25 protein-coding genes are annotated in these 19,840 nt (G+C 63.3%); 14 read left to right on the forward strand and 11 right to left on the reverse strand.

What is annotated here, in order from left to right:
- Positions 1-6: 6 nt before the first annotated feature.
- The 6 genes from K663_RS13205 to K663_RS13230 form a co-directional block, all read right to left on the reverse strand.
- Positions 7-828 (reverse strand): hypothetical protein, encoded by an 822-nt coding sequence (locus K663_RS13205; protein ID WP_062118368.1) that lies wholly within the window; start codon positions 826-828, stop codon positions 7-9.
- 169 nt (positions 829-997) lie between these two features.
- Positions 998-1,306 (reverse strand): hypothetical protein, encoded by a 309-nt coding sequence (locus K663_RS13210; RefSeq protein ID WP_062118371.1) that lies wholly within the window; start codon positions 1,304-1,306, stop codon positions 998-1,000.
- A gap of 5 nt (positions 1,307-1,311) precedes the next feature.
- A complete protein-coding gene (flgM, locus tag K663_RS13215; protein WP_062118373.1) occupies positions 1,312-1,590 on the reverse strand; it encodes a flagellar biosynthesis anti-sigma factor FlgM in 279 nt (92 codons plus the stop codon).
- Between the two features lie 46 nt (positions 1,591-1,636).
- On the reverse strand, positions 1,637-2,182 hold the full coding sequence (locus tag K663_RS13220) for a flagella basal body P-ring formation protein FlgA (protein ID WP_443018944.1): 546 nt from the start codon (positions 2,180-2,182) through the stop codon (positions 1,637-1,639).
- Between the two features lie 66 nt (positions 2,183-2,248).
- Complete coding sequence (locus K663_RS13225) at positions 2,249-2,746, reverse strand: flagellar motor protein MotB (protein ID WP_062118376.1); 498 nt, start codon at positions 2,744-2,746, stop codon at positions 2,249-2,251.
- Positions 2,743-3,411, reverse strand: coding sequence for a motility protein A (locus tag K663_RS13230; RefSeq protein WP_062118379.1), 669 nt, complete (start codon positions 3,409-3,411; stop codon positions 2,743-2,745). Before K663_RS13230 ends, K663_RS13225 begins: the two co-directional genes overlap by 4 nt.
- 259 nt (positions 3,412-3,670) lie before the next feature.
- On the opposite strand from K663_RS13230, the gene flgB reads away from it, so the two are divergent.
- From flgB to K663_RS13295, 13 genes are all read left to right on the forward strand, one after another.
- Complete coding sequence (flgB, locus tag K663_RS13235; protein WP_062118381.1) at positions 3,671-4,039, forward strand: flagellar basal body rod protein FlgB; 369 nt, start codon at positions 3,671-3,673, stop codon at positions 4,037-4,039.
- 2 nt (positions 4,040-4,041) lie between these two features.
- On the forward strand, positions 4,042-4,452 hold the full coding sequence (gene flgC / locus K663_RS13240; protein ID WP_037467621.1) for a flagellar basal body rod protein FlgC: 411 nt from the start codon (positions 4,042-4,044) through the stop codon (positions 4,450-4,452).
- On the forward strand, positions 4,449-5,108 hold the full coding sequence (locus tag K663_RS13245) for a flagellar hook assembly protein FlgD (RefSeq protein ID WP_062118384.1): 660 nt from the start codon (positions 4,449-4,451) through the stop codon (positions 5,106-5,108). Before flgC ends, K663_RS13245 begins: the two co-directional genes overlap by 4 nt.
- A gap of 59 nt (positions 5,109-5,167) precedes the next feature.
- Entirely contained in the window at positions 5,168-6,031 is an 864-nt protein-coding gene (locus K663_RS13250; protein WP_062118387.1) for a flagellar hook-basal body complex protein, read from the forward strand.
- Positions 6,032-6,066: 35 nt separating this feature from the next.
- Positions 6,067-6,810 carry a flagellar basal body rod protein FlgF gene (locus tag K663_RS13255; RefSeq protein ID WP_062118389.1) on the forward strand — a complete coding sequence of 248 codons (744 nt, stop codon included), beginning with the start codon at positions 6,067-6,069 and terminating at the stop codon, positions 6,808-6,810.
- Positions 6,811-6,867: 57 nt separating this feature from the next.
- Complete coding sequence (gene flgG, locus K663_RS13260; protein ID WP_062118399.1) at positions 6,868-7,656, forward strand: flagellar basal-body rod protein FlgG; 789 nt, start codon at positions 6,868-6,870, stop codon at positions 7,654-7,656.
- An 8-nt stretch (positions 7,657-7,664) separates the two neighbouring features.
- A complete protein-coding gene (locus K663_RS13265; RefSeq protein ID WP_062120913.1) occupies positions 7,665-8,342 on the forward strand; it encodes a flagellar basal body L-ring protein FlgH in 678 nt (225 codons plus the stop codon).
- The gene (locus K663_RS13270) at positions 8,342-9,469 is read left to right on the forward strand and encodes a flagellar basal body P-ring protein FlgI (protein WP_062118402.1); all 1,128 of its coding nucleotides are present in this window, start codon (positions 8,342-8,344) and stop codon (positions 9,467-9,469) included. The genes K663_RS13265 and K663_RS13270 overlap by 1 nt, the downstream gene beginning before the upstream one ends.
- Positions 9,469-9,780: a rod-binding protein gene (locus K663_RS13275; RefSeq protein WP_062118403.1), complete on the forward strand. Its 312-nt coding sequence runs from the start codon at positions 9,469-9,471 to the stop codon at positions 9,778-9,780. Before K663_RS13270 ends, K663_RS13275 begins: the two co-directional genes overlap by 1 nt.
- Positions 9,777-11,114 carry a flagellar hook-associated protein FlgK gene (gene flgK / locus K663_RS13280; RefSeq protein WP_062118405.1) on the forward strand — a complete coding sequence of 446 codons (1,338 nt, stop codon included), beginning with the start codon at positions 9,777-9,779 and terminating at the stop codon, positions 11,112-11,114. Before K663_RS13275 ends, flgK begins: the two co-directional genes overlap by 4 nt.
- Before the next feature lie 13 nt (positions 11,115-11,127).
- Positions 11,128-11,973 carry a flagellin gene (locus tag K663_RS13285; RefSeq protein ID WP_062118408.1) on the forward strand — a complete coding sequence of 282 codons (846 nt, stop codon included), beginning with the start codon at positions 11,128-11,130 and terminating at the stop codon, positions 11,971-11,973.
- 178 nt (positions 11,974-12,151) lie between these two features.
- Entirely contained in the window at positions 12,152-13,015 is an 864-nt protein-coding gene (gene motA, locus K663_RS13290) for a flagellar motor stator protein MotA (RefSeq protein WP_062120915.1), read from the forward strand.
- A gap of 3 nt (positions 13,016-13,018) precedes the next feature.
- A complete protein-coding gene (locus tag K663_RS13295) occupies positions 13,019-14,080 on the forward strand; it encodes a flagellar motor protein MotB (RefSeq protein WP_062118410.1) in 1,062 nt (353 codons plus the stop codon).
- Positions 14,081-14,263: 183 nt separating this feature from the next.
- On the opposite strand, the gene K663_RS13300 is transcribed toward K663_RS13295, so the two are convergent.
- The 5 genes from K663_RS13300 to sdhC form a co-directional block, all read right to left on the reverse strand.
- Positions 14,264-14,854, reverse strand: a complete 591-nt coding sequence (locus tag K663_RS13300) for an FRG domain-containing protein (protein WP_083535909.1) — start codon at positions 14,852-14,854, stop codon at positions 14,264-14,266.
- The gene (locus K663_RS24360) at positions 14,737-15,429 is read right to left on the reverse strand and encodes a hypothetical protein (protein ID WP_062118417.1); all 693 of its coding nucleotides are present in this window, start codon (positions 15,427-15,429) and stop codon (positions 14,737-14,739) included. Before K663_RS24360 ends, K663_RS13300 begins: the two co-directional genes overlap by 118 nt.
- A gap of 215 nt (positions 15,430-15,644) precedes the next feature.
- The gene (sdhA, locus tag K663_RS13310; protein ID WP_062118420.1) at positions 15,645-17,459 is read right to left on the reverse strand and encodes a succinate dehydrogenase flavoprotein subunit; all 1,815 of its coding nucleotides are present in this window, start codon (positions 17,457-17,459) and stop codon (positions 15,645-15,647) included.
- Positions 17,459-17,848, reverse strand: coding sequence for a succinate dehydrogenase, hydrophobic membrane anchor protein (sdhD, locus tag K663_RS13315; RefSeq protein ID WP_062118424.1), 390 nt, complete (start codon positions 17,846-17,848; stop codon positions 17,459-17,461). Before sdhD ends, sdhA begins: the two co-directional genes overlap by 1 nt.
- Positions 17,848-18,243, reverse strand: coding sequence for a succinate dehydrogenase, cytochrome b556 subunit (gene sdhC, locus K663_RS13320; protein WP_062118427.1), 396 nt, complete (start codon positions 18,241-18,243; stop codon positions 17,848-17,850). Before sdhC ends, sdhD begins: the two co-directional genes overlap by 1 nt.
- 168 nt (positions 18,244-18,411) lie before the next feature.
- Here sdhC and K663_RS13325 point away from each other — a divergent pair, with 168 nt between their 5' ends.
- Positions 18,412-19,743 (forward strand): methyl-accepting chemotaxis protein, encoded by a 1,332-nt coding sequence (locus K663_RS13325; protein ID WP_062118429.1) that lies wholly within the window; start codon positions 18,412-18,414, stop codon positions 19,741-19,743.
- Positions 19,744-19,840: the final 97 nt, after the last annotated feature.

Genomic DNA, 19,840 nt, shown 5'->3' on the forward strand with positions numbered 1-19,840 from the left:
AGTGCGTTACCTTCCGAGGGTGGCGAGCATGAGATAGGCAAGACGCGCCGTCTGCGGGTCGGGCCGGACGGAAACGTCCGCCGCGGTCGCGAGGCGCTGGGTTTCGATCCGCACATAATCGGCGGGCTGCGCCGTCTTCGCGCCTTGCGGCAGGGAAGCGGCGGCATATTGGATGGGACCGGTGTCGATCGAATCGACGCCCTTCTGCAGCTTGGCGGCAAAACGGTCGCGGATTTCGGAAAAGCTGCGCGCATTGCCCGAACGATCGTAGAAGATCGAACGGTTCGCCCGCGCCGCCGCAGGAAACATCGATGCGGCCGTGGCGTTGGGCGCGCGGTCATGGACCGACAGGAATTTGGACGCCCCGCCGACGCCCAGGAAATGCGCGAGATACAGATCGACCGGCTCAGCCTCCCGGCCCAGCCGCTGCTCCAGATAGGCCTTGTTGTCCGACGCATGCTGCGCCGCCATGACCGAAGCGGTCTCGGGATGCTTGCGCAGGTCCAGAATCTGCTGCCGCATTTCCGGGTCAGCCACATAATAGCGCCCGTTCTGGCCCCGGCTGATCGAATCCGCCGCCCAGCCAAGGCCATATTCGCTGCCATGCTTGTCGATGACGGCAAGCCAGCTCTGATCGATAAATTGGTAGAGGCCCGTCGCGGACGAGGTGGTCGCGCGCGCCGAGGGATTGAGGCTGCTCTCGATCTTCGCCTGACCCAGCAGATAGGCGAAGTCCACGCCCGTCCGGCGGCTGGCCATCGCAATCGCGTTGGTCACGCGATTGCCGGTCGAAGCGCCTGTCGCTGATATGTCTGCAAAAGCCGACAAAGAAAAAATCCCCCTTGGTACCGGGGGCTATTAGAGCAAGGCTTATGCCAATATTTGGTTAACGCGTGCTCCATAAATATTTACGCCGCGTTCAGCATGAATGAAAAAAGGCGCCTCGATGGGCGCCCTTCTCAAAATGATGGGTATCTTATCGAACTCCGCGGGAAAATTACCGTCCGTAAACCAGCGGCGCCTGCGTCGATCCATGCGCGGCAAGCAGCGCCAAACGCTGTCCGGCATGATCGGTCAGCAGATTGATTCGCACCCGCGCCGCTTCAATCAGGGGAAGCAGCGCCGTCACCCGGTCGCGGATCGCCCCGTCAGCACGCCACGCACCGATCGCGCGAACCGCAGCGGCGCTCCTGCTCACGCGGGCAGCGGCGGCGTCGATGGCCGCCACATCGGTCCCGTCAAGCGCCACGCGCAACTCCTCGAAAGCCGAGAAAAGCTCATCCAGCGCTGCAAGGCCGAGCGGCATGGCTGTTACCCGTTAACCGGCAGGTCGAGCGCCAGCATCTTGTCGGCGATCGCGGCCGGATCGACCGGATAATTACCCGAAGCGATGGCGGCCTTGATCGCCGCGACGCGGTCCATGTCGACCGGCGCGCCTTCGGCTGCCATGCGTGCGGCAGGGCTGGCCGATGCCGCCGACGTCGAAGCGCCCACCGAACCCTTGTCGGAAGAGGCCCGCGCCTTGCCGCTGTCCCGCAAGCGGGAAGCCTCTATGGCGGCGCTGATATTCTGGCCGACAGCTTTGATCATGGCTTACAATCCTTCACTCGTCCCGTTCACTCTATAACGACCGGGTTCAGAAATCATTAAATCCTGGGATGCGCACCGTGCCCATCGCGACCACCTGGGCCAGGACGGGCGCTGCTCTCTTGTCCTCGCGCACCCGGATGGTGTCGCCCAGCGCGCCGTCTTCATCAGCGACCATCATGCGCGACACGCTGAATTCGGAATTGCCCGCGACCAGTTGAACCGGGTCGCCGCGCTTGACCACCATCTCGCGCTGCGCCGGCCGAGCCGCCATGCCGTAGCGCGCTGCCGGAGCAGCGACCGCAGCACTACCGCCAGCCAACGGCACGCGAATGCGCCAGCCCAATGCATCGCACTTGACCATCGCCGCGCCGAAAACCGGGCCTTCCACGCTGGGCGTTCCGGGACAGGCCGCCAGCCGCAGCCGCCGGTCAACCGGGGCCAGCGGCCCGCCGGGTTCGCCGATATTCGCGCCCACGGTCATCGCGACCAGCCCATCGATACGGTCGAGATTTTCAAACTTCTGCTGCGCCTGCACGGGCGCGGCAGCGGCTGCCGACAGCAGGGCGAGGGCAATCAGGGGCAGCTTGTTCACGGCAAAATCTCCGGAAGGGCATAGATTCATGCCATCCATTAAGCAGTGCTTATAGCTAACAAGCCGTTAACGCGCGGAGGACGCCACCCGGCCGATGCGGATCACCTGGCCCTTGCCCGTCCCGCCGTCCATCTGGTCCAGCCCGCGAATACGCAGCCGGTCGCCCGCCAGCCCTTGCGCCTTCAACTCGCGCGCCACCGCGCCCAGCCGCGCCGCAGCCAGATCCCACTGGTCGAACCGTTCCCGCGCAGGGTCCGTGCCTTCGCTGCTGACATCCAGCCCGCCGCCGCCTGACCTTAGCCTTGCCGCCACGCGCCCAATCTGCGCCCTGCCCCGCTCGGACAGCAGCGCCTCGCCGGGCAGGAACAATTCCGCCGCGCGCAATTCGGTATCCCTCGCGATCGCCCGCCCGCCAAATTGCTGTCGCACCTGCGCCAGCATGGCGTCGCGGCGCTGGCCGCTCGCATGCAATAATATGAAGAAGCCGAGCAACAGCAGCAGCAGATCGGCGAAGCTCACCGCCCATCGGTTGCGCCGCGCCTGCGATGCAGCGCCGATCATCATGCGACCTCGCGGATCGACGCCCGCCGCGTCGGCACATTTTCCCGCCGCGCAATCGCCAGCATACGGCCAACGGCCTCCTGCTGCCAGGCGATTTCCCGTTCCGACAGATCGGCCAGACGGCTGGCGACTGGTGCGGCGATCATATTGGCGATGACCACGCCATACAGCGTCGTCAGCAGCGCCAGGGCCATGGACGGGCCAAGCGCGGCAGGATCATCCATCGCCGCGAACATGCCGACCAGGCCCAGGATCGTGCCCGCCATGCCCAATGCAGGCGCGGCGTCGGCAATGGACAGCCAGACATTGCGCGCGCCTGCATGGCGGCGCGCCCGATCGGCCAGCGCCTGCGCTGCCCAGATTTCGAACTGTTCGGTTCGATCACTGTTAGCCAGACGCCGCGCCGCTTCGGCAAGGAACGGGTTCGCCGTCTTCACCCGGTCGGTGCAGGCAAGCCCGCGCAATTGCGCGACCTGATCGATCTTCAGCATGGCCGCACGCGCCGCCGCCTGATCCTTGTCGGGATCGGCGCGAAACAGCGGCGGCAAAGCGGCAAAGGCGCGCCCGATCGCGGACAGGCCATTCTGGAACAGCGCCACCGCGCCCACGCCAGCGATCATCACGACCAGTGTCAGGGGATCAAATAGCTGCGCCAATATCGCGATCATCAACCAATCCCCCAACTGCCGGAATCACCGCGGCAAACTTGTGCCAGCGACCGGCAAAATCTTGCCGCCCCTGCTGCCTCCACCGCTCAATCCGACGAATTTCCGCCATTTCTGTCCTTGCCGATGCGTCACCCACGCAAATTGGCACGGCTCTTGCGAATATCCGTTCGGCTCACCCGCGGTTCACGCCATCAGGCTTCAGAACGGCGGGGAACGGCCAGGTTTTAGGGCTCCGGCCCAAAAAAGATGGAAAGAGACAATGTCGCTGGAAGACGGATTGTTCGGGATACATGGAAAGGCGCTGGCGCTTCGTTCGCAACGCCTGTCCCTGCTCGCGTCCAACATCGCGAACGCCTCGACGCCCGGCTACAAGGCGCGGGACATCGATTTCGAATCCGCGCTCAAGGAAGCATCGGCCCAGCAGAACAGGTCTGTGGCCGATGTGTCGAAGGCCGTCGATGACAGCATGGGCTATCGCGTCCCGCTACAATCCAGCCTGGACGGCAATACCGTCGAACTCAGCACAGAACAGACGCTGTTCGCCGAAAACGCCGTCAAATATCGCACGACCCTCTCCTTCCTTGAGGGCCGCATCAACACCATCACTCGCGCGCTGAAGGGAGAATGAGCATGAGCGGTTCCGGCCCCATGAACGTCTTCGACATCGCCGGCCGCGCCATGAGCGCGCAGCTGGTCCGCCTGAACGCCACGGCTTCGAACATGGCCAATGCGGGCAATGTGACCGGCAGCGAGGCGGAAGCCTATCGCGCCATCAAGCCGGTTTTCCAGTCGGTCACCGACAAGCCCGGCGTGTCCACGGTGAAGGTCGCCAACGTCCTCACCACCGACGCCAAGCCGACCAAGCGCCACGACCCCAACCACCCGCTCGCCGACCAGAATGGCGATGTGTGGGAAGCGGCCGTCGATAGCAGCGCCGAACTGGTCGACATGATCGAAACCGCCCGCATGTACCAGAACAACGTGCAGGTGCTGAACACCGCCAAGTCCCTGATGCTCGAAACCATAAGGATCGGCAAATGAGCACGACCTCCACTGTCACCGACAGCGCGGGCCTGTCCGTCTATAAACCCTACGCGAATGTCGGCACGGGCAAGTCCGAAATGGGCCAGGCCGATTTCCTTCGCCTGCTTACCGCGCAAATGCAGACGCAGGATCCGTTCGAACCGATGGATAATGCGCAGATGGTTTCGCAGATGGCGACCATCACCAATTCCAGCGGTATCGCCGAAATGAACCAGACGCTGAAAGATCTGTCGTCGGAGTTGACGGGCACGCGCCTGGGCGACGCCGCCAGCTGGATCGGCAAGTCGATGCTGGTGCAGAGCAACATCGTCGCGCCGGACGCGGCCGGTCAATATATCGGCCAGGTCAGCTTCGCCGACGCCACCAGTGGCGCGACCGTCGATCTGATGGACGGCGACGGCAATGTCCTGAAAACCATCGAGCTTGGCAATCAGGACGCTGGCGACATCAATTTCTATTGGGATGGCAAGAATGATGCGGGAGAGCAGGTCGCCACCGACGCGCTCAAGATCCGCGTGAACGGCGCATCCCCCACCCGCGTCGCCAGCTGGGCGACCGTCGCCGCCGTGCAGTCACCCGCTGACGGCAGCGCCTCAAAACTCATCACCGCGCTCGGCACCTACAGCCCGTCGGACGCCCTTTCACTCGCCTGACATCACTCACCCCAAATCCTTATCACCCCCAAAATCCTTTTCACCCAAGGAGCAACGCCATGTCCTTTTACATTTCGCTTTCCGGCCTGAAGGCCGCCCAGACCGATCTGGCGACCATCGCCAACAACGTGTCGAACGTGAACTCCACCGCCTTCAAGAAGAGCAAGGCCGTGTTCGGCGACATCTTCGCCGCCGCGCCGATGCAGACGACCACGCAGGTCGCTGGCCAGGGCGCGCGCGTGCAGGGCATCACCCAGCAATTCACGCAGGGCACGATCGAGGGCACCGACAAGACGCTTGACCTCGCCATCACCGGCGAAGGCTTCTTCACCGTCAAGCGTACCGGCGACAGCCAGGTCAGCTTCACCCGCAACGGTGCGCTGTCGCTGACCGAGGACCGCTATGTGGTCGATACGACCGGCGCGCGGGTTCAGGTCATCCCCGTCGATCCGACGACCGGAGAACCCAGCGCTGCCCTCGCCGCAGGTCTCGCTGCCGGCACGGTGACGTCTGGCGACCTCGCGGACCTTCAGATTCCCACCAACTGGCCCGCTGGCGGCACGGGCAATCAGCTGAACAGCGTCGGCGTGGGCAAGGACGGGCAGATCACCGGCGTCTATGCCGATGGTTCGACCGTCTATCTGGGCACGACCGCCATGGCCGCCTTCAACAGCCAGGACGGCCTGCGCCAGCAGGGCGACGCACACTGGACCTCGACCTCGGCCAGCGGCGAGCCGCGCTTCGGCGTCGGCAACAGCGGCCTTTACGGGTCGGTCCGTTCCGGTTCGCTGGAACGCGCGAACGTCGACATCACTGAAGAACTGGTCGCCCTGATCTCTGCCCAGCGCAACTTCCAGGCGAACTCGAAGGCGATCGAGGCGGCCAACACGCTGTCGACCACCATCGTCAACATGCGCACCTAAAACCGCGGACGCCCGCTAGAAACAGGATTTAACCCATGGACCGGCTCGTCAATACGGCACTCACCGCAATGCGCGGCGCGATGGCGCGGCAGGCGGCGATTTCCAACAATCTCGCGAACGTCAACACGGTTGGCTTTCGCGCGGAAATCGCCAATGCCGAGACACGCTGGATCAAGGGCGACGGTTTCGACACGCGGGCGCAAGCATCCGAACAGGTGATCGCCGCCGACATGGCGCAAGGCGCGGTGACCGAAACCGGCAATCCGCTGGACGTGGCCATGAACGGCGATGCACTGCTCGCCGTTCAGGCCCCGGACGGCAGCGAAGCCTATACGCGCCGCGGCGACCTCAAACTCTCCGACAGCGGCCTCCTCACCACCGGCGACGGCTTGCCCGTGCTGGGCGAAGGCGGCCCGATCACCCTGCCCGCGATGGACAGTGTTTCCATCGCGCAGGATGGCAGTATCTGGGGCGTGCCGCTGGGCGGCGAAGCCTCCAATCCGCAGCGGGTCGACGGGCTGAAGCTCGTGCGCCCGGTCGGCTCCAGCATCGCCAAGGGCACGGACGGCCTGTTCCGCGAAACCAATGGCGGCGCTCTGCCGCAAGACCCGCTGGCGACGGTGACCGGCGGCTCGCTCGAAGGCTCTAACGTCAACGCAACTTCCGCGCTCGTCCAGATGATCGAAGCAAGCCGCGCCTGGGAAACCCAGGTCAAGCTGATCGACACCGCCAAGCAGCTGGATGACGGTGGCGCGTCGCTTATGCGGCTTGATGGTTAATTTGGCACGAACCTTGCTTTTCTTTGTGCAAGCCTAACGGCATCACGGAGTTAGACGATGACCAACGCAGCCCTTCACGTTGCCCGCACCGGCCTCGACGCGCAGAACACGAAGATGCGCGTGATCGCCAACAACCTGGCGAACGTCAACACGACCGGCTTCAAGCGCGACCGCGCCGATTTCGAAACCCTCGCCTATCAGCAGATGGTCGCGGCGGGCGCGAATTCGGACAGCGAAAACAAGTTCGCAACCGGCCTGAACCTGGGTTCGGGTGTCTCGATGCAGGGCACCAGCAAGATCAACACGCAGGGCACGCTCAGCCAGACCGGCAACGCGCTGGACATGGCCATCGAGGGTTCCGGCTTCTTCCAGGTCCAGCGCGCGGACGGCACGCTCGCCTATACCCGCGCTGGCAATTTCAGCACGACCGCCGAAGGGATCGTCGTCACCAGCGATGGCCTGCCGCTGGTGCCGCAGCTCACCGTGCCGCAGGGCGCGACCGGCATCACCATCGGCAATGACGGCACCGTCACCGCCACGCTTCAGGGGCAGACCGAACCCACCCAGCTTGGCCAGGTCGAACTGGCCAGCTTCATGAACCCCGCGGGCCTTCAGCCGATCGGCGGCAACCTGCTCGCCGAAAGCGCGGCCAGCGGCACGCCCCAGGTCGGCGTCGCCGGCCTTGACGGGCGCGGCGTCATCCGTTCCGGCAACCTTGAAACCTCGAACGTCAATGTGGTCGAGGAACTGGTCGACATGATCGAAACGCAGCGCGCCTATGAGGTGAACAGCAAGATGATCAAGGCGACCGACGAGATGCTCCAGTACGTCAACCAGCAGCTGTGAGCGGCATGATGCGCTTCGCCTTCCCCACCCTCGTCGCTGTCTCGCTGGTCGCGCTTGCGGCAACACCGGCAATGGCCGGCAAAAAGCGCGATGCCGAGCGGCAATTTTTTGCCCCCACCGTCGTCGCGCAGCCCGCCGCCCCTGTAGCGAACGGCTCCATCTTCCAGGCGTCGATGGGCTATACCCCGCTTACCAGCGGCGCGCGGGCGCAGAGCGTCGGCGACATCATCACGATCGTCCTCATCGAACGCACGCAGGCGACCAAGAGCAACACCGCCGACACCAGCCGCAGCGGCAGCATCGGCCTGACGCCGCCCAGCACCGGCATATTGTCCAAGCTCTTTTCTGCCAGCGACATTGCATCCAGCGGGGATCAGGGCTTCACCGGCAAGGGTGGCGCCACCCAATCCAATGCTCTGACGGGCGAAATCACCGTCACGATCGCGGCGGTCTATCCCAACGGCACGATGCTGGTGAAGGGTGAGAAGGCGCTGACGCTCAACCGCGGCGACGAATTCATCCAGATCAGCGGCCTCGTCCGTCAGGCGGACATCAGCCCGGACAACCGCATCGCATCGACCCGCGTCGCCGACGCCAAGATCATTTACACCGGCAAGGGCGAAATCGCCCGCGCAAGCCGCCAGGGCTGGCTGCAGCGCTTCTTCTCGATGATCAGCCCCTTCTGATGGAGCGCGCCTTCATGACCCGCTTGCTGCAATATGTCCTGGTGCTCGCCGGCCTTGCGGTCGCCAGCCTGATCACCGTTCCGGCCCACGCCGAACGGATCAAGGATCTCGGCACTTTCCAGGGCGTCCGTCCCAACCAGTTGACCGGCTACGGCCTCGTGGTCGGCCTCGCGGGTACGGGCGACGACAGCCTGGATTATGCGACGCAGGGCATGAAAGGCGTCGTCTCGCGCTTCGGCCTGACGTTGCCGCAGGGCATCAATCCCGCGCTCAAGAACGCTGCCGCCGTTCTGGTGACGGCCGACCTTCCCGCCTTTTCCAAACCCGGCCAGCGTCTGGACGTCACCGTCTCCGCGCTCGGCAAGGCAAAGTCGCTGCGCGGCGGCACGCTGATCATGACGCCCCTGCGCGGCGCGGATAACGAAATCTACGCCATGGCACAGGGCAACCTTGCCGTAGGCGGCCTTGGCGTTTCCGGCGCTGACGGCAGCCAGGTGTCCGTCAACATCCCCTCGGCAGGCCGTATTCCCGGCGGCGCGACGGTGGAGCGCGCGGTCGCGACCGGCTTCGATACCGCGCCGACGCTTACCTTCAACCTTGCCGAGGCAGACCTCACGACCGCACTTCGCGTCGCGGACGGCATCAACCGCACTTTCGGCGATCAGCGCGCCCGCGCCACCGACGCCGTTTCGGTCAATATCGACGCGGCGCCCGGCGCGACCGATCGCATCATGATGATGGGCATGATCGAAAATATCGAGGTCAAACCAGCCGACGCGCCCGCCAAGGTGATCGTCAACGCCCGCACCGGCACCGTCGTCATCAATGGCGCGGTGAAGATCCATCCGGCCGCCGTCGCGCACGGAAAATTGACCGTCAGCGTCAACGAATCCCCCCGCGTCGTCCAGCCCGCCCCCTTCTCGCAGGGGCGCACCGCGCTGGAGCCTTCCAGCTCGATTTCCATCGACCAGGAAAAGAAACCGATGGTCAATTTTAAAGGTGGAGCGTCGCTGACCGATATAGTGAAGGCGGTCAACGCCATCGGGGCTTCCCCCGCCGACATGGTCGCGATCCTCGAAGCCTTGAAACAGGCGGGCGCGATGAAGGCTGAACTGGTGGTATTGTGATGCAGATAAGCTCGGTTTCCTCAGGGGTTAATGCCCCCGCATCGCCGGAAAAGGCGCAGCTTCAAAAGGTCGCGAAGCAGTTCGAGGCCATCTTCCTGCGCCAGATGATCGGCACCATGCGCCAGTCGGGCGGCGGCGAAGGCATCTTTGATTCCAGCGCGACCGAACAGTTCCGCGACATGTCCGACGCGCGCACCGCCGACACGATGGCGGAAAAGGGCGCGCTGGGCATCGCGGAAATGCTGCTGCGCCAATATGAAAGCCGCACGCCCGCAACGCCCGCCGCGCCCACTCCGGGCAAGGGCGCATGAGCGATCTTTTCATCATCGGCGCCTCGGGGACCAAGGCCTATCGGCAGGCGATGGCGGCGATTGCGGAAAATATCGCCAACGCCAGCACCGAAGGCTATTCGCGCCGTTCGCTGACCACCGTTGAATCCGGCTCGTCCACCGCGACGATGGCCACCTACATCGCGCGCGCCAATTTCGGCGGGACCGAAGTGTCGGGCGTCGCGCGCGCTGCCGACCCCTATCTGGATGCGGCGGTCCGCCAGACCGGCACGGCGCTCACCAGTTCGACAGCGCGCCTGCGCTGGATGACCGACATCGAAGGGGCGCTGAACGATACCGACACCGGCATCGGCAAGCTGATGACCGGCATGTTCCAGAATATCGACAAGCTGGCCGCCAGCCCCAGCGACCGGTCGCTCCGCGTGACCACGCTGGACAGCATCAGCCGCGTCGCCGAAGCGTTCCAGCGCACCGACGCTGACCTCGCCCAGATTTCCGCAGGCATCGCCACCGAAGCGCAAGCATCGGTCACCACCATCAACCGCTCGCTTGCGCAGCTTTCGGAAATCAACAACAGCCTGCTGCGATCGCAGCCGGGCACCTCCGCCTATGCCCAGCTGCTCGACAGCCGCGACGCTGCGCTCAACACGCTGTCGTCCAATCTCAACGTCGATATCAGCTTCGGCGCGCGCGATCAGGCGCAGATCAGCTACAACGGCCAGACGCTGGTTCAGGGAAATGCGGCCACCCCGGTCGCGCTGACCGTGAACGCCGATGGCACCCTTGCTCTCGCGACCAACGGCGGCACCGCGCTGACCGCACCTGCCAGCGGCACGCTGGGCGGCCTGTTTTCAGCCGCATCGACCACGATGGAGCGCCGCGCGAGCCTCGACACGCTGGCGCAGCAGTTCGTCACCGACATGAACGCCTGGCATGCGCAGGGCGTCACCGACGCTGGCGCTGCTGGCGCGGCGCTGCTGTCCTATGGCGGCGGCGCGGCCAGCGTGACCGCGCTCATCACCGATCCGGCGGCGCTGGCCACCAAATCGTCCGACGGCACGCTCAACGGCAATTTGCTCACCGTATCCACCACCTTGCGGGGCAATGGCAGCGTCGAGCAGGGCTGGACCGCGCTCATCGCCACCCAGGCCAATCTCCTGTCGGCGGTAAAAGCGGAACAGACCACCGCGCAGGGCCGCAGCGACCAGGCGATCGCCGCCCGCGAAGCGGTGAGCGGTGTCGATCTCGACATGGAAGCGGCAGAGCTTCTCCGCTTGCAGCAGGCTTATTCCGGCTCGGCGAAAATATTGCAGATCGCCAAGGAAACCGTCGACGCGATTTTGCAGATCATCTGAAGAGGGCTGACCCATGGTAGGCATCACAAACAAGACGCTGATCGCCGAAATCCGCCGGCAGCAACAGCTTTCGCAAGGCATCATCGAAGGGCAGACAGCCATTTCGACCGGCATCACGCTCAACAAGCCGTCCGACGACGCGCTCGCATGGGTGCAAGTGTCGGAAATCGGCAAGGCGCAGGCGCAGCAGTCCGCCTGGCAGGCCAATGTCAGCTATGGGATGAGCCGCGCGGCCAATGCCGAAGCCAATCTGCAAGAAATCAACAGCCTGCTGGTCCGCGCGCAGGAAATCATCACATCGACGCGCAGCGGCTCGCTCAACGATACCGGCCGCGCCGCCTTCCTCGAGGAACTGAACACCATCCGCACCAGCGTCGCGTCACTGCTGAACCAGCAGGATTATCAAGGCGTGCCGGTGTTCGACGACACGCAAAGCGTGCTGGTGCCGGTAAGCCGCAGCCTTAACCTTTCCGTTGTCGGCACGCGGCAGGAAGTGTCGGAAGGGATCGACGTCAGCGGGACGCCCATGTCCCTCGACGATATGCTGGGCCAGGCCATCACCGCCGTTCAGAACGGCACGGACGCAGACCTTGTCACGGCGCTCAATACCATCAAGGTCGGGCAGGCCCATATCTCCGTCGAACAGGCAAAGCAGGGCGTGCGCGGCGACCGGCTCGATGTGATCGGCGAACGGCTGACGAACGTCGATCTTGATCTGGCAGAACGTCGCCAGGGCCTGGAGTCGACCGACCTTGCCGAAGTCATCTCTTCGGTGAAGAGCAAGCTGCTCCAGCTCGAAGCGGCCCAGTCGGCCTTTGCCCGCATCAATCAGCAAACGCTGTTCGACCTGATCCGATAAGCGCCTTCACCGCTCCTCTATCCTCATCTGCACTATCGACGGGCAAAAGACGCAAAAACGGATCAAAAAACCCGTCGTCCTAAACCTCGCGCTAACCATTGCGCATTAACCATCTGATGAAAGCGCCGCGTTGGCGCTGTCGGATGAAAGCCCACGGGCGGAATTTTCAGGGGTATTCATGTTCGCAGTCATTGGCCTCGTCGTGCTGCTCGCCATGGTTTTCGGCGGCTTCATCTTCACGGGCGGCGACATTGGCCCCGTTCTCCACGCCCTGCCGCATGAAATGCTGATCATCGGCGGCGCGGCGGTCGGCGCGCTCATCATCGGCAATTCAGGCGCGGACCTGAAGGCGCTGGGCGGCGGCGTTGGCAAGGTGTTCAAAGGCCCCAAATACAAGAAGCAGGATTTTCTCGACTGCATCTTCCTCGTCTCGCGCCTGATGAAGACGCTGCGGGTCGAAGGGCCGGTCGCGCTGGAACCGCATATCGAAGATCCGGCAAGCTCCACCATCTTTTCCGAATATCCGCGCCTGATGGCCGACAAGACGCTGATCCACCTGATGAGCGACACGCTGCGCCTTGTCGTCGTATCCTCCGGCACGCTCGATCCGCATGCGGTGGAAGAGGTCATGGATAACGCGCTCAAGACCCACCATCATGAATCGCTGAAGCCCGCCGACAATCTTCAGGGGCTGGCGGATGCCCTGCCCGCGCTCGGCATCGTCGCGGCGGTGCTGGGCGTGGTCAAGACCATGGGCTCGATCGACCAGCCTCCCGCGATCCTGGGCGGCATGATCGGTTCCGCGCTTGTCGGCACCTTCCTGGGCGTTCTGCTCGCCTATGGCATGGTCGGCCCCTTCGCCAACCGATGCCGCGCGGTGATCGAGGCGGACGGCGCCATGTACCATGTCGTCAAGCAGATCATCATCGCATCACTGCACGGCCATCCCCAGCCGCTGGTCATCGAAGCCGCGCGCTCAAGCCTGACCCACGCGAACCAGCCGGCCTTCGCCGAGGTGTTCGACGGCATGCGGGGCAAATAAACCATGGCGGAAAAGAAGCGCGGCGCGAACGAGCCTGAACCACGGCCGATCATCGTCAAGAAGATCATCGTCGATGGCCATGGCGGCCATCATGGCGGCGCGTGGAAAGTCGCCTATGCCGACTTCGTGACGGCCATGATGGCCTTCTTCCTGCTGATGTGGCTGCTCGGCGCGACCACGGAAAAGCAGCGCAAGGGCCTCGCTGACTATTTCACGCCGACGCTGGTCGAATTGAAGATGGCGTCTGCTGGCTCCACCGGGCTGTTCGGCGGCGACTCCATGGTCAGCAAGGAAAACTACCCGACCACCGGGGGTCAGGGCAATTTGGCCATCACCATCCCCCGCGACGCGAGCGGCACGAAGGATCAGGGCGGCAAGGCTACCCGCGCCGCCGACCGGGCCAAGTTCGAACAGATCAAGAAAGAGCTGGAAGCCCGCATGGCCAAAAAGGCCGGGATCGCCAGGCTGCACAGGAATATCCGCTTTTCCATGACCCGCGAAGGGCTGCGCATCGACCTGATCGACGAATCGGATTTCGCCATGTTCGCCATGGGCACCGATCGGCTGCTGCCCCAGGCGCAGGCGCTGGTCAGCGAAGTCGCGGGCGTCATCAAGACCATGCCCAACCCGCTGATCGTGCGCGGCCATACCGACGGCCTGCCCTACAGCGCCGGGCAGACGATGAACAACTGGATGCTCTCCTCCGCCCGCGCCGAAGCGACGCGCAAGGCGCTGGCGAGCAACGGCATCGGCAACGACCGCTTCGCCCGGATCGAAGGCGTCGCCGACCGCGAACCCTTCGCCAAGGGCGACGCCTACGACCCCCGCAACCGCCGCATGTCGGTGATCCTCGGCTGGACGCAGGGCGGCAACAGCCGCGACACTGCCGAAGAGGAAGGCATGGACGCGGAAACCAGGGCCGCGATCCGCGAACGCGACAACCCCATGACCGTCGCCCGCACCGAAGCGAAGAAAATCGACATGGGCGGAACCGGATTGCCGACAGGCGTGCAACTCCTCAACCCATCGGCAGCAGGCACATCAAACAAACCGGGCAAACACTGACCGGCAGGCTGGAGGGGCGAGCAACCCCCCATCGCCATCCCACCGCCTTCACCGTCATCCCAGCGAAAGCTGGGATCTCATGGTGATGGCTTGCCGCTTGAAGTGTCCGCGATCGCGGAAATGAGAACAGGTTATATTGCAATCATCTGCCGCGATGTTCGCACGCGATATAGCCATGCCTCGTCATGCGGATATTAGTCCCCCATCAACAACTACGTCCGGCTTGGCCTGCTCTGCAAACAATCTGTCCTTTACGTCTCGGGCGATGCCGTCCAGACCAGGGAATAGCGAGCCATAGGTGATCCCCATCAACTCTAGCTCGCGAAGAATGCGGGGAGCCTCGGTCGCAGGTAGGTCGCATATCGTGAGGTATTCCTGCTCGTCTTGAATTTCTCTCGCCCGGACAAAGCTCTCAATATCCGTCACGTTCGAAACAGTGGCGAGCGCTTGCTGGGGGGCAGCGCGGGGATTTCCGAACCGGTTGCTTTCGAGCACGATAAGCTGCGGTGGTGACGGATCAGCGGTGAATCCAATCTTGCCGTATCGCTCATTCCACTTCGCCTGATCGAAGATATGGATGCGCGGACGCACCGGATCGTCTGGTTCTACATTTGCGAAGGCAAAATATGCGGCGACAAATGGCGAGAATGTCCAGTCTAGGAGCGGCGTTGGGTAACCGTGGTGTTGAAGAAGGCTCCAGAATGCCGCGTTGTGAGCCATATTCCCAAGTTGAAGGGGGTACGAAATCTGCTCAGACATCGCACCGTAAAGCATCCGAACATCGTCAGCATCCAAAGCTGCAGGTTCTTCCGCCACGTTCGGTGAAAGGTTGTGCTCAGTTTGTACGGCTTCGCCTGACCTCGGAAGATGAAATTCCGGGGGCGCCTATTAACCGCCCATTCCCGAAACTGATCCCACGTCGTCAAATCCGTTCGGCTAACCAACTCTGAAGGGGCCTGTACACTCGACTTGATCAATGTGATGGCTTCAGCCTCTTCGTCAGTTGCCGTGTATCGAACCACAACGTCGTCGCTCTGCAAGACTAGCTCGACCTGAAGCGTTGCGGGAATAGGCACCTCGCCAAAGCGTTCCGCCAGCGACGCTTCCGCTCGCTCCCGCGCCTCTTGCGTCATTATTCCACCGTCCGAATGAAGATACGTCGTGGTAACTTCCGTGGCGAATGGGGGCTGAAGTCCGATGTTCAAGTTAAACATGAACCCCGGCAGATTATCCTTTTGAGCGTAGAATAGGTAGACATTGCCGACCGAACGGCCCTCGCGCTCTTCGAGTTCAAGACGAACTGTTCCACTAAACTCGTCGTCAAATTCGCCCAGCCATTGCCCCTGCATGTCCGCCCCTTTGGTCAAATACCCTCACACCTATAAATCGCTGATGCAGCCTCGATCTAATAAGAAATCCATTGATGAAAAAAGGTCAGGGTGAAAACTCACGCAGTCCGATAATTTCCACCCCAGCCGCCACAACACGAGGCGTCCCGATCTCCAAAACGAAAAAGGGCGAACCTCACGGCCCGCCCCTTCATCACCTCGCCTGTCAGCGCGTCTTAGTAAACGCGGGCCTTGGGCTGGATATATTCCGCCTCGTCCGTGAGCGTGTAATCGTGCACCGGACGGTAATCGAGCGACACCTTGCCGCCCTTGCCGCCCCAGCCTTCGAACCAGCTGACGGTGTGCTTCATCCAGTTGTCGTCGTCGCGGTTCGGGAAATCCTCGTGCGCGTGGGCGCCGCGGCTTTCCTTGCGGTTTTCCGCGCTGACCATGGTGCAGACCGCCTGGGACATCAGGTTATCCAGCTCCAGCGTCTCGATAAGGTCCGTGTTCCAGATCAGCGAGCGATCCGACACGCCGACATCAGCCAAGCTGGCATTGACCTGCGCCATCTTGCTGACGCCCTCGCCCAGCAGCGCGCTGTCGCGGAACACGGCGGCATGCTTCTGCATGGTGTGCTGCATTTCCAGACGGATCTTCGCGGTGGGCGAGCCGCCCTTGGCGTTGCGGTAATGGTCGAGGCGCGACAGCGCCAGATCGGCCGCATCCTTGGGCAGCGGACGGTGCGAACCGTTGGGCTTGATCGTTTCCTTAAGGTGCAGGCCGGTCGCGCGGCCGAACACGACAAGGTCGATCAGCGAGTTGGAGCCAAGGCGGTTCGCGCCATGGACCGACACGCAGGCCGCTTCGCCGACTGCGTAGAGGCCCGGCACCACGACTTCGGGATCGTCGCCGACCTTGGTCACCACCTGCCCATGATAGTTACAGGGGATGCCACCCATATTATAATGGACGGTGGGCGTCACGGGCAGCGGCTGACGGGTCAGGTCGACGCCCGCGAAGATCTTACCGCTTTCGGTGATGCCCGGCAGACGCTCGGCCAGCACCTTGGGATCGATATGGTCGAGGTGCAGGAAGATATGGTCCTTGTTCGGACCAACGCCGCGCCCTTCGCGCATTTCCATCGCCATCGAGCGGGACACCACGTCACGCGACGCCAGATCCTTCGCCGACGGGGCATAGCGCTCCATGAAACGCTCGCCTTCGGAGTTGGTGAGGTAACCGCCCTCGCCACGCGCGCCTTCGGTGATCAGGACGCCCGCGCCGTAGATACCGGTTGGGTGGAACTGCACGAACTCCAGATCCTGGAGCGGCAGGCCCGCGCGCAGCACCATGCCGCCGCCGTCGCCGGTGCAGCTATGCGCCGACGTGGCGGAGAAATAGGCGCGGCCATAGCCGCCGGTCGCCAGCACGACCGCCTTGCTGCGGAAACGATGGATCGAACCATCTTCCATGCAGATGGCGACGACGCCCCGGCATTCCTTGCCGTTCGGGCCATCTTCCATGATCAGGTCGATGGCGAAATATTCGATGTAGAAATCCGCGTCATATTTCAGGCTCTGCTGATAGAGCGCGTGAAGCATGGCGTGGCCGGTACGGTCGGCGGCGGCGCAGGTGCGCTGCACCGGCGGGCCAGCACCCATATTCTGCATGTGGCCGCCGAACGGACGCTGATAAATCGTCCCATTCTCGTTACGGCTGAACGGCACGCCGGCATGTTCCAGCTCGATGACGGCCGCAGGTGCTTCACGCACCATATATTCGATGGCGTCCTGATCGCCCAGCCAGTCCGATCCCTTGACGGTGTCGTACATGTGCCAGGTCCAGTGGTCGGGCGAGTTGTTGCCCAGCGACGCGGCGATGCCGCCCTGCGCCGCCACGGTGTGTGACCGGGTGGGGAACAGCTTGGTGATGCACGCGGTCTTCAGGCCCGCTTCGGCGCTGCCCATGGTCGCGCGCAGGCCCGAACCGCCCGCGCCCACCACGACCGTGTCATAGGTATGATCGATGATCTTGTAGGCTTCGCTCATTAGTTGACGACCCCCGTGAAGGCGATCTTGGCGATCGCGAAGATACCAGCGGCGGCGCCAGCGACGGTGTAGAAGTTCAGCAGCAGGATGCAGAAAAAGTTCAGCCCCTTGTCGTGAACATAATCCTCCAGCATCACCTGCATGCCCAACCGCAGATGGTAGAAGATGCTGACCAGCATCAGCATCAGCGGCACGGCCACCAGCGGATTGGCGATCCAGTTGCGGGCGCTTTCATAATCCAGCCCCGGCAGGCTCACCAGGCTGAAGATCAGCCACAGCACCAGCAGCAGGTTGCCGACGGCGGTATAGCGCTGCGCCAGCCAGTGATGCGCGCCATGCCGCGCCGAACCCAGGCCACGGACGCGGCCAATTCCGGTTCCCGTTCCCATCAGATTTTCCCCGAAAAGATGGTGGCCCACAGCGCCACGGTGGCAAGCGTCGACAGGACCGGGATCACCAGCGACCATGTCTTGTTGGTGTTGAGTTCATAGCCAGCGCCCAAATCCAGCACGAAATGGCGCAGCCCCGACATCATATGCTGGAAAAAGAACCAGCTGATGCCGATCATCACCAGATAGCCGATCGGCGACGTCGCGCATTTGACGAAGGTTGCATAGGCTTCCGGGCCCATTGCTATCGCCATCAGCCACCAGACCACGCCCAGAATCCCGGCGGTGGCGAGGCCGTTTCCGGTCACGCGGTGCAGGATGGAGATCGCCATGTGCGGTCCCCATTTCCAGATCGTCAAATGCGGCGAGAGCGGCCGGCTCGTGGTTCGCGCCATATCTACCTACGTCCCTGATGCTTGTCCCTGATTCCCGTCCCCTTAGGCACGATCGGTCAAGAGGGCAAGCCGCCCCGACGGAGCGGCCGGACGATCACGGCTAAGAACTGATTAACCAGATCGCGTTATCACGGGCCTGACGAAGAAGAGAATTGAGGTTTGCCGCATATGACGTCCGCCGCATCATCGAAGAGCGAAATGATCGCCAGCATGGCAGAGATCGATCCCACCGGCGAATTGGCCGCCGGACTTCGGGAAATCCGCGACCTGATCGGCGACGCCGCATCCATCGCTGCGCGCACCTTCTTCGACAGCTATATGGACCAATCGCGCCTGCGCAGCGTTCTGGCGGCCTCCACGATCGCGAAGATCGAGACAGAGGCGCATGAATATGTGCGACAGAAGCTCAGCTATTATGAAGCAGGCAGCTGGGCTGGCTCCTGCATCGCCTGCGTCCGGCTCGCCCGCAAGCGCAACCTGCCGCTCGGCGTCGTGCTCACGGCCATTGCGGAAGCGAACAAGCAGCTGACGCAACTGGTCTGGCAAAAGGCGCCCGACGACGCGGTGCGCATGCGCCTTGTCAACATCATCACCATGGTCAGCATGGTAGACGCGAGCATGATGACCAGCGCCTTTGCCGGCGACGAGGCGGAAGCGCAGCGCAACGAGCGCCAGCGGATCGGCACCTTGTTCGAACAGCGAATCATGGGAGAGATAGACGGCGCGTCCCAACTGGGCGAATCGCTGCGCGAACAGGCAAAGGATGCGTCCGCCGCCACGCGCGGCATGCTGGGCAAGGCGTCCGAAGTCGCCGCCGCCGCCGAACAGTCCGCCATCGCCATGCGCGAAGCCGCGCGCACCTCCGCAGGCCTGATCCGCGCGATAGAGGATGCCCGGACCGAAGTGGAAAGCGCCGCCGACGTGGCCCAGCGCGCCGCCCGCCAGTCGGGCGACGCCGTCACCATGTCCACCACGCTGACCGAACATGCCAAGTCGATCGAATCGATCCTGGGCCTCATCCGCGATATTGCTGGTCAGACCAACCTGCTCGCCCTCAACGCCACGATCGAAGCGGCGCGCGCGGGCGATGCTGGCCGTGGCTTTGCCGTCGTCGCGCAGGAAGTAAAGAGCCTCGCCAACCAGACGGCGCGCGCGACCGACGAGATTGCGGGCAAGATCGCCGACATCCAGGCATCGACCCGCCAGTCGGTGGAAACCAACGAACGCATCCGCGACACCGTGGGCGAAGTGCAGTCCAGCGCCGACCGCATCCGCCACGCGATGGATGTTCAGGCGCAGACCGTCACCATGATCACCGCCGCCGTCGATGAAACCGCGCTCGCCGCCGATTCGATGTCCGGCACCATTTCCGCCATCCGCCAGGATACCGAAGTCGTCGCGTCGGAAATCGACCAGCTAGAACGCGGCTTCATAAGCGTCGAAGGCAAGCTCGCCAGCCTGCGCGCCGCTTCATCCGACTTCGGACGTCAGGTGGCCTGAGAGCGGCACGGCACGACTGCAAACCTTCTCCCCTTGGGGAGAAGGATACGTAGCCTTGCTGCAACGGAGTGAAAGCTAGGCGAAGTTGGATGAGGGG

The organism is Sphingobium sp. MI1205 (genome assembly GCF_001563285.1).
Lineage (GTDB): Bacteria > Pseudomonadota > Alphaproteobacteria > Sphingomonadales > Sphingomonadaceae > Sphingobium.

Coding starts and splice junctions, on each gene's coding strand:
- K663_RS13210 (WP_062118371.1), bottom strand. CDS start 1,306: ATGCCGCTCGGCCTTGCAGCGCTGGATGAGCTTTTCTCGGCTTTCGAG.
- flgM (WP_062118373.1), bottom strand. CDS start 1,590: ATGATCAAAGCTGTCGGCCAGAATATCAGCGCCGCCATAGAGGCTTCC.
- K663_RS13225 (WP_062118376.1), bottom strand. CDS start 2,746: ATGATGATCGGCGCTGCATCGCAGGCGCGGCGCAACCGATGGGCGGTG.
- K663_RS13230 (WP_062118379.1), bottom strand. CDS start 3,411: ATGATCGCGATATTGGCGCAGCTATTTGATCCCCTGACACTGGTCGTG.
- flgB (WP_062118381.1), top strand. CDS start 3,671: ATGTCGCTGGAAGACGGATTGTTCGGGATACATGGAAAGGCGCTGGCG.
- flgC (WP_037467621.1), top strand. CDS start 4,042: ATGAGCGGTTCCGGCCCCATGAACGTCTTCGACATCGCCGGCCGCGCC.
- K663_RS13245 (WP_062118384.1), top strand. CDS start 4,449: ATGAGCACGACCTCCACTGTCACCGACAGCGCGGGCCTGTCCGTCTAT.
- K663_RS13250 (WP_062118387.1), top strand. CDS start 5,168: ATGTCCTTTTACATTTCGCTTTCCGGCCTGAAGGCCGCCCAGACCGAT.
- K663_RS13255 (WP_062118389.1), top strand. CDS start 6,067: ATGGACCGGCTCGTCAATACGGCACTCACCGCAATGCGCGGCGCGATG.
- flgG (WP_062118399.1), top strand. CDS start 6,868: ATGACCAACGCAGCCCTTCACGTTGCCCGCACCGGCCTCGACGCGCAG.
- K663_RS13265 (WP_062120913.1), top strand. CDS start 7,665: ATGCGCTTCGCCTTCCCCACCCTCGTCGCTGTCTCGCTGGTCGCGCTT.
- K663_RS13270 (WP_062118402.1), top strand. CDS start 8,342: ATGGAGCGCGCCTTCATGACCCGCTTGCTGCAATATGTCCTGGTGCTC.
- K663_RS13275 (WP_062118403.1), top strand. CDS start 9,469: ATGCAGATAAGCTCGGTTTCCTCAGGGGTTAATGCCCCCGCATCGCCG.
- flgK (WP_062118405.1), top strand. CDS start 9,777: ATGAGCGATCTTTTCATCATCGGCGCCTCGGGGACCAAGGCCTATCGG.
- K663_RS13285 (WP_062118408.1), top strand. CDS start 11,128: ATGGTAGGCATCACAAACAAGACGCTGATCGCCGAAATCCGCCGGCAG.
- motA (WP_062120915.1), top strand. CDS start 12,152: ATGTTCGCAGTCATTGGCCTCGTCGTGCTGCTCGCCATGGTTTTCGGC.
- K663_RS13295 (WP_062118410.1), top strand. CDS start 13,019: ATGGCGGAAAAGAAGCGCGGCGCGAACGAGCCTGAACCACGGCCGATC.
- K663_RS13300 (WP_083535909.1), bottom strand. CDS start 14,854: ATGCTTTACGGTGCGATGTCTGAGCAGATTTCGTACCCCCTTCAACTT.
- K663_RS24360 (WP_062118417.1), bottom strand. CDS start 15,429: ATGCAGGGGCAATGGCTGGGCGAATTTGACGACGAGTTTAGTGGAACA.
- sdhA (WP_062118420.1), bottom strand. CDS start 17,459: ATGAGCGAAGCCTACAAGATCATCGATCATACCTATGACACGGTCGTG.
- sdhD (WP_062118424.1), bottom strand. CDS start 17,848: ATGGGAACGGGAACCGGAATTGGCCGCGTCCGTGGCCTGGGTTCGGCG.
- sdhC (WP_062118427.1), bottom strand. CDS start 18,243: ATGGCGCGAACCACGAGCCGGCCGCTCTCGCCGCATTTGACGATCTGG.
- K663_RS13325 (WP_062118429.1), top strand. CDS start 18,412: ATGACGTCCGCCGCATCATCGAAGAGCGAAATGATCGCCAGCATGGCA.